13 protein-coding genes are annotated in these 12,567 nt (G+C 36.0%); 4 read left to right on the top strand and 9 right to left on the bottom strand.

Translation table 11 applies throughout. From position 1 onward, the window contains the following. The first annotated feature begins 123 nt into the window (after window positions 1-123). Genes HMPREF1140_RS12895 through HMPREF1140_RS12880 form a run of 4 tightly spaced genes read left to right on the top strand, consistent with a single transcriptional unit; the run spans window position 124 to window position 5,394 of the window. Window positions 124-1,215 carry an ABC transporter ATP-binding protein gene (locus tag HMPREF1140_RS12895; protein WP_009664260.1) on the top strand — a complete coding sequence of 364 codons (1,092 nt, stop codon included), beginning with the start codon at window positions 124-126 and terminating at the stop codon, window positions 1,213-1,215. Window position 1,216: 1 nt separating this feature from the next. Further along, window positions 1,217-2,881 carry an ABC transporter permease gene (locus HMPREF1140_RS12890; protein ID WP_009664254.1) on the top strand — a complete coding sequence of 555 codons (1,665 nt, stop codon included), beginning with the start codon at window positions 1,217-1,219 and terminating at the stop codon, window positions 2,879-2,881. A gap of 19 nt (window positions 2,882-2,900) precedes the next feature. After that, complete coding sequence (locus tag HMPREF1140_RS12885; RefSeq protein ID WP_009664252.1) at window positions 2,901-4,598, top strand: sensor histidine kinase; 1,698 nt, start codon at window positions 2,901-2,903, stop codon at window positions 4,596-4,598. Continuing rightward, window positions 4,591-5,394 carry a response regulator transcription factor gene (locus tag HMPREF1140_RS12880; RefSeq protein WP_009664273.1) on the top strand — a complete coding sequence of 268 codons (804 nt, stop codon included), beginning with the start codon at window positions 4,591-4,593 and terminating at the stop codon, window positions 5,392-5,394. The genes HMPREF1140_RS12885 and HMPREF1140_RS12880 overlap by 8 nt, the downstream gene beginning before the upstream one ends. Before the next feature lie 49 nt (window positions 5,395-5,443). On the opposite strand, the gene pepT is transcribed toward HMPREF1140_RS12880, so the two are convergent. The 9 genes from pepT to HMPREF1140_RS12840 all read right to left on the bottom strand — a co-directional run bounded on the left by pepT (window position 5,444) and on the right by HMPREF1140_RS12840 (window position 12,409). Then, window positions 5,444-6,670, bottom strand: a complete 1,227-nt coding sequence (gene pepT, locus HMPREF1140_RS12875) for a peptidase T (RefSeq protein ID WP_009664275.1) — start codon at window positions 6,668-6,670, stop codon at window positions 5,444-5,446. A 12-nt stretch (window positions 6,671-6,682) separates the two neighbouring features. Next, window positions 6,683-7,834, bottom strand: coding sequence for a metallophosphoesterase (locus tag HMPREF1140_RS12870; protein ID WP_009664266.1), 1,152 nt, complete (start codon window positions 7,832-7,834; stop codon window positions 6,683-6,685). A gap of 13 nt (window positions 7,835-7,847) precedes the next feature. Further along, window positions 7,848-8,996 carry a rhodanese-like domain-containing protein gene (locus HMPREF1140_RS12865; protein ID WP_009664280.1) on the bottom strand — a complete coding sequence of 383 codons (1,149 nt, stop codon included), beginning with the start codon at window positions 8,994-8,996 and terminating at the stop codon, window positions 7,848-7,850. After that, on the bottom strand, window positions 8,996-9,166 hold the full coding sequence (locus tag HMPREF1140_RS13635; RefSeq protein WP_009664255.1) for a DUF6472 family protein: 171 nt from the start codon (window positions 9,164-9,166) through the stop codon (window positions 8,996-8,998). Before HMPREF1140_RS13635 ends, HMPREF1140_RS12865 begins: the two co-directional genes overlap by 1 nt. Further along, window positions 9,163-9,390 carry a hypothetical protein gene (locus tag HMPREF1140_RS12860; RefSeq protein WP_009664268.1) on the bottom strand — a complete coding sequence of 76 codons (228 nt, stop codon included), beginning with the start codon at window positions 9,388-9,390 and terminating at the stop codon, window positions 9,163-9,165. The genes HMPREF1140_RS13635 and HMPREF1140_RS12860 overlap by 4 nt, the downstream gene beginning before the upstream one ends. A gap of 114 nt (window positions 9,391-9,504) precedes the next feature. Continuing rightward, entirely contained in the window at window positions 9,505-9,660 is a 156-nt protein-coding gene (locus HMPREF1140_RS12855) for a rubredoxin (RefSeq protein ID WP_007594817.1), read from the bottom strand. Window positions 9,661-9,663: 3 nt separating this feature from the next. After that, window positions 9,664-10,038 (bottom strand): desulfoferrodoxin family protein, encoded by a 375-nt coding sequence (locus tag HMPREF1140_RS12850; protein WP_009664277.1) that lies wholly within the window; start codon window positions 10,036-10,038, stop codon window positions 9,664-9,666. A gap of 9 nt (window positions 10,039-10,047) precedes the next feature. After that, window positions 10,048-10,452 carry a large-conductance mechanosensitive channel protein MscL gene (mscL, locus tag HMPREF1140_RS12845; protein ID WP_009664269.1) on the bottom strand — a complete coding sequence of 135 codons (405 nt, stop codon included), beginning with the start codon at window positions 10,450-10,452 and terminating at the stop codon, window positions 10,048-10,050. A gap of 298 nt (window positions 10,453-10,750) precedes the next feature. Continuing rightward, window positions 10,751-12,409 carry a cell wall-binding protein gene (locus tag HMPREF1140_RS12840; RefSeq protein ID WP_009664258.1) on the bottom strand — a complete coding sequence of 553 codons (1,659 nt, stop codon included), beginning with the start codon at window positions 12,407-12,409 and terminating at the stop codon, window positions 10,751-10,753. Between the last annotated feature and the right edge of the window lie 158 nt (window positions 12,410-12,567).

Here is a 12,567-nt window from a genome sequence, read left to right as displayed (position 1 = left end):
CAAATTTATTAAATATCAAAATTAATTAATAAAAACAAAAAGTGGGTTGAAGGGCTGTTGCAGTAAGGGAAAATTTTATCTCTAAAAGCATCAAGCCCTTTTACCTTTATTTAGGAGAAAAATATGAGTGTAGCAATAAATATTGAGAATGTAGTTAAAAGATTCGGAAAAGATACAATTATAAACGGTTTATCACTAAATATAAAAGAAGGTGAGTTTTTTACACTTCTCGGACCATCAGGCTGTGGAAAAACAACTCTTTTACGAATGATTATCGGTTTTAATTCTATTGAAGGCGGAGAAATCAAGCTTGATGAAAAGCTTATCAACAATATACCTACCAATAAAAGAAATATGGGTATGGTTTTTCAAAATTATGCTATCTTCCCACATATGTCAGTAAAGGATAATGTTGCCTTCGGTCTGAAGCGTCAGAAAATGAGCAAGAAGGAAATCGATGAAAAAGTAGATGAAATATTAAAAATTGTTAAAATAGATCATTTAAAAGACAGAATGCCTGTAAAACTCTCCGGTGGGCAGCAGCAAAGAGTTGCTCTTGCCAGAGCAATTGTCATACATCCGGAAGTGCTGTTAATGGATGAGCCTTTAAGTAATTTGGATGCAAAACTCAGAGTCGAAATGAGAAATGCAATAAAGCGTATACAACAACAAATCGGAATCACAACTGTTTATGTTACACATGATCAGGAAGAGGCACTTGCAGTTTCTGATAGAATAGCCGTTATGAACGGAGGAGTTATTCAGCAAATCGATACTCCTAAGCGTATTTATCAAAGACCGTCAAATACATTCGTAGCAACTTTTATCGGACAATCCAATATCTTAGACGGTCAGGTGATTAAAAATAATTCAGAAGAAGGAATAAAAATTTTTGATGCATTCTTTGCCATGACAAATTTATCAAAAAATTGTACAAACATGGAAGATGTCAAAGTATCCATACGTCCGGAAGAATTTATCTTAAGCATGGATAACAAAGATGGCATTAAAGGAGTAGTTAAGAGCAGTGTCTTTTTAGGCATCAATACAAACTATTTTATAGAGCTTGAAAACGGTAAGGAAATAGAAGTAATTCAAGCTTCGGATGCACTGGAAGCAATACCGAATGACAGCACTGTATATTTAAAATTACAAACAGAAAAAATCAATGTATTTAATAATGAAGGCACAAATAGTTTAATAGAGGGGGTATAGTATGAACGGTACAAAAGAAAAAAAGTTGAATATCTGGAATCTGTCCACCTTCATTATTATGGCTTTTGCTATTCTATTCATTATTTATCCATTGGTTTTGATTTTGTATAAAAGTGTGATTTCAGGTTCCGGTAATTTAAGCTTTGCTTATTTTACAAAGTTTTTCCAAAAGAAATATTATTGGAGCACTCTGATAAACAGTTTCAAGGTAACTATTGTGGCAACCGTAATATCTACTCTCCTTGGATTGATGATGGCTTATTTACTGCGTTCCATAGTGATTGCCGGAAACAAATATTTAAATATAATGATTGTCATGTCATATTTATCCCCTCCGTTTATCGGAGCATATGCATGGATACAGTTGCTTGGAAGAAACGGATTTATAACCAGAATTTTAAATACCTTTTTGCCTGTGAAATTTACCGGAATATACGGCTTTGCAGGTATAGTGTTGGTTTTTTCTCTTCAATCATTTCCTCTGGTTTATATGTATACCTCCGGCGCTCTTAAAAGCCTTGATAACTCTTTAGTTGAAGCTGCTGAAAGTCTTGGCTGTAATCTATGGGACAGAGTGAGACTAATTATAGTACCTTTGGTAACACCTACATTACTTGCAAGTTCCTTACTTGTTTTTATGCGAGTTTTTTCCGATTTTGGAACTCCAATGCTTATCGGAGAAGGTTATAAAACTTTCCCTGTTATGATTTACGGTCAGTTTATGGGAGAAGTCAGTACAGATGATCATTTTGCAGCTGCATTATGTGTGATCATTATCGGTATTACTTTACTTTTATTTTTCTTACAACGCTTTTTGAGTGCTAAATTTACTTATTCAATGACAGCACTAAAACCTATGGAAGCGGTCAAAATCGGTGGAGTAAAAAATATACTGGTGCACCTTTTGGTATATGGTATAGTATTTGTAGCAATCCTTCCGCAACTAACTGTTATAACAACTTCGTTTTTGAAAACCGGCAGTGGCGGACTTTATACCGGCGGTTTTACACTGGAAAATTATTACAACACACTATTATCAAAAAATAATAACTCCGCTATTTTAAACACCTATCTTTTCGGATTTATGGCAATAGTTATAGTTGTTGTTTTGGGTATTATAATTGCATACTTAAGTGCAAGAAAACGTTCATTTTTTACATCTACACTTGATACCTTAACTATGCTGCCTTATATTATACCGGGCTCCGTACTAGGTATAGCATTCTTGTACGGATTTAACACCAAGCCTTTACTACTGAGCGGAACTGCTATAATAATGATTATTTCATTATCTGTCAGACGTATGCCATATACAATTCGTTCAAGTACTGCCATTATCGGTCAAATCAGCCCAAGTGTGGAGGAAGCAGCCGTAAGTCTTGGTTGTAATGAATTGCAATCATTTTTGAAGATAACGGTACCTATGATGCTGACAGGTGTCTTATCAGGAGCAATCATGAGCTGGGTCACTTTAATAAGTGAACTGAGTTCTTCTATAATTTTATATACAAGTAAAACTCAGACTTTGACAGTCGCAATCTATGCCGAAGTCATTAGAAGCAGCTTCGGTAATGCAGCGGCTTATTCTACAATACTAACAGTAACCAGCATTTTATCATTATTGATTTTCTTTAAAGTCAGTGGTAAAAGCGATATCAGTATTTAATTGTAAACGGAGGGAAAGCATGAAAAGTATTACATATAAAAAATATATAGAGTATTCATTTTTAAGGTATGCTTTATCTATTATTGTCATATTATTTATCATGATGATAGCCTTTCTCTCCGTTAATTTTAAAGTAATTGAAAATCTTGAAAATAAAAAGAATACTCAAAAGTTGTTACAAGTACTTGAAAAACAGTTTTTAATTTATGATTCTGAACTGGAGAATTTATCCACAGATGAAGATATTATTAGACTTTTATCAGGTGGTGACAACAGTAAACTAAGTAAAGTTAATCAAACTTTGTATAGCTTTGTAAACGCCCAAAATTTAAAAGCAAATTTTATTTTACTGGATAAGGACCTACATATAATATCTTCCAATTTATTTGAAGGCAATAAAGAGCTGTTTTTGGAGAGTCGTGTATTGGAAAAGGTTAAATCCGCTCCTTTAAATCACACCTATATCACCCCCAGCCGAATGAATTATGACTATGAACAGGAATCAAGCCTGATATTTGCTCATGCAATAATGGATGGTAAAGAAACGGTTGGATACCTTTTTTTTGATGTTTTAAGTAAGGATTTTGAATATTTGTTTATGCGCTCTCCTATAGACAGTATTGTATTAACCGACAGATATGATCATATTATTTTTTATACCGGGAAAAGAAATGCAGATTTAACCTTAAAATATCCTGCAGATAAATATATGGATAACTTTTCAAAAGACAGTGATATTGACATCAACGGAACAAGATATCAAGGACATATTAATACCTTTATTGACGGTCAATTTACATTATATACTATGATATCCAAAGAGATCCAAAGGCGTTCTTTCTATTACGGTATATTGTTTATAATATTATCAGCGCTTATAATGCTTTTTATGATTCCATATATTACCAAACGTATTTCCGAAAAAAATGTGTCTGCCATTGAAGAACTGATTATATTGACTGATAAAATGAGTAAGGGAAACAAAGTAGATAATCCGATTATTTTTGAAGAATTTAATATACTACTCTCATCATTTGATAAGATATTGTCAGAAAAAGAAACTTTAATAAAAAACAATTCCGAGCTTTCGGAAAGAAAGCGTATTATGGAAATCAAGCAACTTGAAGAACAGTTTAATCCACATTTTTTATTTAATATCCTCGAAACTTTAAAGTATCAAATTATGATTGACAAAGAAAAGGCGGTAGAGATGGTATTGGCATTTGCAGGGTTGATGCGTTATAGTATTTATTACGGAAGCACTGTTGTAGCACTTGGAACAGATATTGAATACATTAACGACTATCTGATGTTACAGAAATTACGTTATAACAGACGTTTAACTTACAGCATTGATATACCTGAGGAATTACAAGAATGTATGATACCCAAACTTTTATTACAGCCTATTGTTGAAAATTCCCTGGCTCATGGTTTGGTAGATGTAATTCATATCACGATAAAGGCGGAACACACAGAAGATATACTCACTATATCGGTAGAGGATAACGGCAAGGGTATTGATCCTGATAATTTAGAGTTGCTTCGAAACAGTTTGGAGAAGGATTCTATTTACAAAGAGCATATCGGTTTATATAACTCCCACAGAGTTATTAAATTGCTTTATGGAAATAGCTATGGACTGGAAATAGATAGTTGTAATGGAACAATTGTAACTATCCGATTGCCTTTTATGTTGGAGAGTGAAGATGAATAAAGTATTGATAGTTGAAGATGAGGACATTATCCGAAAAGGCTTGATGTTTATGGCAAAGTGGAGCCAATACGACTGCGTTATAGTTGGAGAAGCAGTAAACGGATATGACGGATTAAGACAAATTGAAGAAAAAAGACCGGATATAGTGATTGTCGATATAAATATGCCTGAAAAAGACGGACTAAGTATGATAGAAGAAAGTATAGAACTTTACGGCTATGATGCTGTTATAATTTCAGGATATTCTGAGTTTTCCTATGCCAAAAAAGCAATCAGTTTGGGAGTTTGTGAATATTTGTTAAAGCCTATTAACTTTAATGAGTTGTATCCCATTTTAGAAAAAATAATTGCAAAAAGAAATCATTTGCAACGTTTAAGTCAAGACAAAAAAAAAATTGATATAGAAAAAGCAAGACTACATCTCATTTCCGGTGAAGAACCGTCTCATTCAAATAAATATGTGACAATAATGCTTGAGAGTATACGCTCACGATATCAAAACAGATTGTCATTGACCGATATCAGTATAGAATGCGGTATGTCTTGCACTTACTTAAATACTAAGTTAAAACAATATACCGGCTATACTTTCAATGACTATTTAAACAGATATCGTATTCAGCAAGCTGTAAAGCTCTTAAACGACAGTGACTTAAAAGTGTATGAAATAGCGGATGCAGTGGGGTTTTCCGACTACAAATACTTCATAAAAGTCTTTAAAAAATACATAGGCATCTCACCCGTAAAGTTTATTGAAAGTGAACATTTCAAAGAAGAAAACTTTGAATCTATATAAAACAGCAAAAAGCGGACATCGTTTTCCTTTCGATGTCCGCTTTTCAATTTTATCCCTCAGCCGCTATCTTTGCTATCTCCACAATAACATCTATAGCCTTTTGTATTGACTGAACACTTACAAACTCAAATCTTCCGTGGAAGTTCTCTCCGCCTGCAAATATATTCGGTGTAGGAAGTCCCATAAAGGATATCTTGGAACCGTCTGTTCCGCCTCTTATAGGATCTTTATTTACTGTTATTCCAAGATTTTCCATTGCCTTTGTAGCAATGTCCACACTTCTTGGATCATTCTTTATGATATCAGCCATATTGCGATATTCATCATGCATCTCCAGCTTTACTCTGTCTATATCATATCTTGAATTGATTTCTTCACAAATCTTTCTTACGGTATTCTTCTTGTCCTCAAAAAGCTCACGGTTATGATCTCTGATAATATAAACAAGACTTGCATTCTCCACATCTCCATGTGCCTCTATCAAATGTATAAAGCCCTCTCTGCATTCTGTTGTTTCAGGTACTGCAAACAGAGGCATTGCCATTTGAATATCTCTTGATATGGTAAGCGCATTTATCATCTTATTCTTGGCATCACCCGGATGTACACTCTTACCTAAAATATCGATTTTAGCCTCTGCGGCATTAAAACATTCAAACTGTAATTCACCTACAGAACTTCCGTCCATTGTATAAGCAAAATCACAGCCGAAGTCTTCCACATCAAAATTGTTGGCTCCGACACCTATTTCCTCATCACATCCGAAGGCAACTCTGAGTTTACCATGTTTTATCTGCGGATTTTCAATCAAATATTCCATAGCTGAAACTATCTCGCAAACTCCGGCCTTATCATCCGCACCAAGAAGTGTGGTTCCGTCAGTAGTGATAAGAGTCTGACCGATGTAATTTTTTAAATTTGGGAACTCCTTAGGAGAAAGCACAAATCCGCTGTTTCCAAGTGTGATATCTCCTCCGTCATAGTTTTCATGTATCTGTGGTGAAATATTCTCAGCATTAAAAGCCGCTGTATCCACATGTGAAATAAATCCTATTACAGGAGCGTTTTCCACATTTGCAGGAACTGTTGCTGTAAGGAATGCATTTTTCTTATTTATCTTAACATCTTCTAAGCCTATTCTTTTTAACTCCTCGCTAAGTTCCTCCAAAAATTCCATCTGTGAAGGTGTGGACGGAATAACTATCCCCGCCTTACTCTCATCAGATCTTGTATTTTTCTTTACATAACGCAAAAATCTATCTACAAATCTTTCCATTGTATCTCCTCTCTATAATTCCAATTTAAATTTATTCTGCTCATTGAACACAGAATCCAGTATACTCTTTATATATAAAGATGTGAAGCTCTCATGCTGATCTTCCCAAAGTCTTATGCCTTCTTCAAACCCCGTAGTATCAAAAATCTCTCCGGCAAAATAGCATTCATTCATCCTGAGAAAGGCTCTGCCCATCTTTTCAATATCTTCTTCTTCATCATTGTCAAAGGTATGAGTATTAAACAACTTATTCAATTGTCTGCTTCCAACACCTTTAAATAACTGCCTGCTGTAATTTTCAAAATCATTTACAGCCTCCACCTTCAGACATTCTGTAAAATATTTAAAAGACTTCCCGTCATAAATAATATTTGCAAAATGATTCGGTGACACCGCCAATGAGGATGTGACAATCTCGGTTATAAGATTCTTTTCAATATGCTGAATATGCATATGGCCGCTAAGATTCAGCTTTACATTGTATTTGGCATAAAGAGCTTCTATTTCCTCCGCATTTTTAATCATAAAACCTTCAGTAAACATATAATTTTGCTCAAGAAGATTTTGATGGCTTACTGCAAGTATTTGCGCATCCGCTTTTGACAGTCTAAAAAGCACCTTATCCAACCAAAGAAGACTTTCCTTGCACAAATAATTTGAATGATAGGAATTGGTATCCAGCATTAGCAAATATAAATCATCCCTAAGTTTTGAAATATAGCTTCCGGAATACTCATCATAGTACTCATAATTTTTATAACCGCAGTCGGCATATATCTCTCTGAAATCTTTTGCACACATGCTGTCAACCTTATATATTTCATTTCCGCGAAATCCGAAGCTTCTTTCATAATCTATATCATGGTTTCCGGGTATCAAATATATCGGTATACCCTCTTTCACTATACTGTTAAGCTTTTGTGAAAGTTCCAAATGGCTTACTCTCTCTCCGTTAAAAGTTAAATCACCAAGTAAGAGTACCAAATCCGGTCTTCTTTTTTTAACTTCATTGCAGAATGCATCCACTATTTCTTCAATATATGTCATTCCCTTACCGTCGCCCTTTTCCATTACATTTGCAAAGGCCTCTCCTCCGTCATTTATACTCTTTGAAAGGTAGTGGAGATCGGTAGCTATCATAATATTCAAAGTTTTCTCACTCATACAAGATAACCTCTTAATCGTAGTCCTCCAAGAAAGAGTGTTTTACCCCGTTTTTCTTGTAGGCTATTACTGTATCCAAGCTGACATTTTCCACACTTCTGAAAATATTCTTCTCAATATATGGATTTTTGGCAGCCAACTCTCTTATAAGTTTCTTTACTTCCGCCCTCATAGATCCCTTATCACCGGTCTCTGATATAGAGCAATTATCAGTCAATCTGCAGGCACATCTTATAAAATTCAGCTCATTATACTTTGCCCAATGTATAATGTCCTCTTCCCTTACAAGATAAAGCGGTCTGATAAGCTCCATACCCTCAAAGTTTGTGGAGTGAAGTTTAGGCATCATTGTCTGAATCTGGGCTCCGTATAACATTCCCATCACAATAGTTTCTATAACATCATCAAAATGATGTCCAAGAGCAATCTTATTGCAGCCCAGCTCCTTTGCCTTCGCATACAGATGTCCTCTTCTCATTCTTGCACAGAGATAACATGGCGATTTCTCATCCTCTGCCACAATATCATATATGGAAGATTCAAATACTACTATAGGAACATCCAAAATCTTAGCATTATCTACTATAGTTTGATAATTTATATCATCATATCCCGGATTCATCACAAGGAATACCAACTCAAAATTCCTCTTTCCATGCTTTAAAAGCTCCTGAAAGAGCTTTGCCATAAGCATAGAATCCTTTCCTCCGGATATGCATACCGCAATCTTATCACCGTCTTTTATAAGTTCATATTCATTTATGGCGGCGGTAAACTTTCTCCAGATACTCTTTCTAAACTTCTTTATAATGCTTCTTTCGATATCTCTGCTTCTTTTATTCGACTCATCTTTTTTACTTTCCTCTTTTAGAAACTCATTTAATTTAAGTTTCATATAGGCCTCATATCCGCCTTTCAGATTATATATATTCTCATAACCCTGACTTTCCAGTTCCTCAGCCAGATACTCAGTCTTATTGCCTGTAGCACATACCAGACAGATAATATCGGTTTTATCAAAATCTTTTATTCTCTCAAGTATATCTTCTTCCGCTATATTAACAGAGTCCGGAATACTTCCTCTTTTGAATTCATGTTCGGGCCTTATGTCTATTATCTTTTTATTCTGTAACTCCGGTAATTTTCCTATCTCAATTTCCATTACATTTGTTTCCTTACTATCAAATAGTCATCATTACTTCTATAATACGGGCAGGTGGAATAATCACTGCTTCTCATTCTTGCATAATCATCCTCATCCATATCCACATCACAGATATACCCCTCTGCATCTTCGTCATATATATAATTAATACAATAATCGCAAATCATGTTTCTTCCTGTCTCTGCTCTCTTTTGTATACCTCCTGCTTATAATCCTCAGGCGCATACTCCTTAAGCCAAATCTCTTCACCCTTTTCCAAAAGCTTTTTACCGCTAAGTACGGCTTCAAAAGCCAGATACTGTGAAGCTCTCTCTTTTCTTGATAACGGAACCTTCAAGCTTGGAAGCTCCATATCTATAATATCACTGTAATCTCTTTTTATTCCATTCATAATGATTCTAATATACTATAGTATATACTTACAAGTCAAACAATCGAGCAGGAAAACCTGCCCAACCACATATAAAAAGAGCCCCTAAGGGCTCTAAATAGTTTTATTTAAATATTATTCCTGAGAAAACTCATCCTTGCCTACGCCACAAAGTGGGCAAACAAAATCATCCGGAAGATCTTCCCATTTTGTTCCCGGAGCTATTCCGTTATCAGGATCTCCAAGAGCCTCATCATATTCCCATCCGCAAACATCACATACATACTTCATAAATTATACCTCTGCTTTCCATAAACCATGTAAATTACAATACTCATAAGCTGCTATCAGCTTCTCACCATCCTGTAATGCGAACTCAGCATGTGGCTTATCCTCAGCTGTAAGTCCCTTGTACTGCTTTCCAAGGTTTGTTTCGATCATGATGAAGTTGATAAGATGCTCAGGTGTCATAGGATGATCTACGCTACCTACATTAACAACAACCTTATTACCATCAACAGTTACTACAGGTACATGCTTCTCTTTAGCTGCATCTGTTGTGTTAGCCTTTAAGAGCTGCATAGGCTCTCCACAACATCCAAGTGTACCACCACCATCAACTACTACTGAGACAATCTTTCCACAGTGTGCACAACGATAAAAACTCATATTTCCTCCTTAGTTCTTTGCTTTTAATAAATCTCTAATTTCCTCCAGAAGAACAACATCATCAGCCTTTGCAGGTGCTTCCTCTACCTTAGCATCCTCTTTATCTTTTCTCTTAGTCTTCTCTATAAGCTTTACAAATAAGAAGATACAGAATGCAATGATAAGGAAATCAACTACATTTTGGATAAAAGATCCGTAAGCGATAGCATTCTCAGCTACGTCACCATGTGCAGGAGTAATAACATACTTAAGATCTGTAAAGTTTAAACCTCCTGTCAATATAGATATGATAGGCATAATCAAATCATTTACCAAAGATGTGACAATCTTACCAAAGGCCCCACCTATGATAACACCTATCGCCATATCCAAAACATTACCTTTAAACGCAAACTCTTTAAAATCTTTTAACATCTTGTCCTCCAATATCCGGTTGTACTTGAGCAATTTACTTACTTAAATCTCAAAATCATTAGATTTAATTTTGCACAACCACAATGTGCTTTTATTATGAACTAAAATATCAAAAAAGTCAAGTACTAATAATGAGAATTATTCCTGTTTTTTATTAAATACAATTTACATATGATAAAATCAAAAAAGAGGAATACCTCCTTAGAAAGTATTCCTCTCGCATTAGATTTATCAGATGCCATGAGGCTTCGCTTCGCTCCACCTCAAGCCTATATAAAATCTATTTAATTAACTGAGATTATTCCTCAAGACGTACCCAATCTACTGTGTAGTTAGATGTCTTAACCTTGTAATCATCTCCGTCCTTCTTTGTTCCGCTCTTAACCATAGCACCTGTTGTGTTAACAACATAAGCCTTGTGTCCTGTTGGAAGACCTGTGAACTTATACTCTGTATAATCTAAGTCTCCGTTTGACTTGAAGTGCTGAACGCCACCGTTACCGTAAGCTGCAAGAGCATCCTCTACAGATGACTTAGCAACTAACTTGTTGCTGCTGTCAAGGATAACGATCTCGATCTTGCTGTCAGCATCAGCTGTTGTAAGCTTTCCACCAACATAGAACTTGTGATCTTCCATACCGTTAAGACCAACACCCTTGTTAGAACCGTTCTTAGCGAACTCGAATGTGTACTTTTCGCTATCAAGCTCTACAGTCTGCTTTCCTGTCTTCATAGAACCGTCATCGCTTCCACCGAAGAAGTAAGACTTAAGCTCTCCTGATCTGAACAAGCTGTCGTTAGCCTTTACAAATCTGTTGTAGTTGTCGCCTGTATCATATGTACCGTCAGAATCCACCTTCTGAACGATCTTCTTTGAGCTGTAACCTGAACCTACAGTGTTACCTTCCATCTGAAGTACAACGAATCCGCTGATCATTCTACCATAGTTGTCGAATGCATACTTCTTACCGTTTACTGTCTTGATTTCGTTAACTGTAAGCTTTCCGTTACCGTCTGAGTAGTACCAGTAATCTGATCCATCCTCATACTTATCTCTCTGGAGGTAGTAACCAGGAGTTACCTTGAACCAACCCTTTGTAGATCTTGCACCATCCTCAGGTGTTGAGTAGTATAAGAATGAGTTAGAGTATGTAGCAATACCCTGTGAACCGCCGTCAGCAGCCTTAGTATTAGATGCTGTAGCTGTTGTGATCCAACCGGCGTTCATACGGCCATACTCATCGAAGCCATACTTTCTTCCGTTGATTGTCTTACCTGTCTGGCTCTTCTCCTTCTTTCCTGAAGCCTTGAAGTAGAACCATCTTGTCTGATCCTCATCCCAGTAGTTGTCACCAGGCTGAAGGTCTGCTGCCTGATCATCCTTGATAGCGATCTCTTTCCATCCTTCTGCCATAGAACCGTCGTTCTCATCGCCGAAGAAGTATTCTGAATCCTGCCAAGCGTTGTCATCATGCTGTGTCTCGCCGTCTTTTACCCAACCATACTGCATCTTACCGTCAGTATTGAATGTGTACTTCTTACCGTTGATAGTCTTTAAAGAAACGTCACCTGTAGATGAATCGCTTCTCTTGTAAGCCTTACCGTTAGCTCCGAAGTAGTACCACCACTGATTTGGCTCGTTCTCTTCGCCTGCGTTCTCGTTGTCAACTGCAACCCAACGATTTGTAACCATAACACCGTTAACGTCAACATAGTATGTATCTCCGTCATCGTCGATAAGTGAATCTGTAGCCATCTCGCCGTTATCGTCAAGATAGAACCAGTAGTCACCTGACTTCTGCCATGTCTCTGTTACTTTCTCTTCGTTTCTGTTATAATATACCCATGTACCATTCTCCTGTTGCCAGCCTGTAGCAGCGAAAGCTGTCATAGCTCCACCAACTGAGAGAACAGCTGCTGCTGAAATTAATGCAGCAATCTTTGTTTGCTTTCTCATAATGAATGCATCTCCTTTTTGAAATCCTTTTTAAAATCTAATGCGTCCCGTAAAGGCTCTTATCAGTCCTTTATCTTAAGACAAAGCTAGTATATAACTTTATTTTATTACTTACAATATATTTTCTTTTTCTGATTTCTTACAAAAATATTACATTT

The organism is Lachnoanaerobaculum sp. ICM7 (assembly GCF_000287675.1).
In the GTDB taxonomy this organism is placed as follows: Bacteria; Bacillota; Clostridia; order Lachnospirales; family Lachnospiraceae; genus Lachnoanaerobaculum.
This window is presented reverse-complemented; position numbering and strand designations above follow the sequence as displayed.

Excerpts from the sequence above, each read along its gene's own strand:
- HMPREF1140_RS12895 (WP_009664260.1), top strand. The coding sequence starts at position 124 with ATGAGTGTAGCAATAAATATTGAGAATGTAGTTAAAAGATTCGGAAAA.
- HMPREF1140_RS12890 (WP_009664254.1), top strand. The coding sequence starts at position 1,217 with ATGAACGGTACAAAAGAAAAAAAGTTGAATATCTGGAATCTGTCCACC.
- HMPREF1140_RS12885 (WP_009664252.1), top strand. The coding sequence starts at position 2,901 with ATGAAAAGTATTACATATAAAAAATATATAGAGTATTCATTTTTAAGG.
- HMPREF1140_RS12880 (WP_009664273.1), top strand. The coding sequence starts at position 4,591 with ATGAATAAAGTATTGATAGTTGAAGATGAGGACATTATCCGAAAAGGC.
- pepT (WP_009664275.1), bottom strand. The coding sequence starts at position 6,670 with ATGGAAAGATTTGTAGATAGATTTTTGCGTTATGTAAAGAAAAATACA.
- HMPREF1140_RS12870 (WP_009664266.1), bottom strand. The coding sequence starts at position 7,834 with ATGAGTGAGAAAACTTTGAATATTATGATAGCTACCGATCTCCACTAC.
- HMPREF1140_RS12865 (WP_009664280.1), bottom strand. The coding sequence starts at position 8,996 with ATGGAAATTGAGATAGGAAAATTACCGGAGTTACAGAATAAAAAGATA.
- HMPREF1140_RS13635 (WP_009664255.1), bottom strand. The coding sequence starts at position 9,166 with ATGATTTGCGATTATTGTATTAATTATATATATGACGAAGATGCAGAG.
- HMPREF1140_RS12860 (WP_009664268.1), bottom strand. The coding sequence starts at position 9,390 with ATGAATGGAATAAAAAGAGATTACAGTGATATTATAGATATGGAGCTT.
- HMPREF1140_RS12855 (WP_007594817.1), bottom strand. The coding sequence starts at position 9,660 with ATGAAGTATGTATGTGATGTTTGCGGATGGGAATATGATGAGGCTCTT.
- HMPREF1140_RS12850 (WP_009664277.1), bottom strand. The coding sequence starts at position 10,038 with ATGAGTTTTTATCGTTGTGCACACTGTGGAAAGATTGTCTCAGTAGTA.
- mscL (WP_009664269.1), bottom strand. The coding sequence starts at position 10,452 with ATGTTAAAAGATTTTAAAGAGTTTGCGTTTAAAGGTAATGTTTTGGAT.
- HMPREF1140_RS12840 (WP_009664258.1), bottom strand. The coding sequence starts at position 12,409 with ATGAGAAAGCAAACAAAGATTGCTGCATTAATTTCAGCAGCAGCTGTT.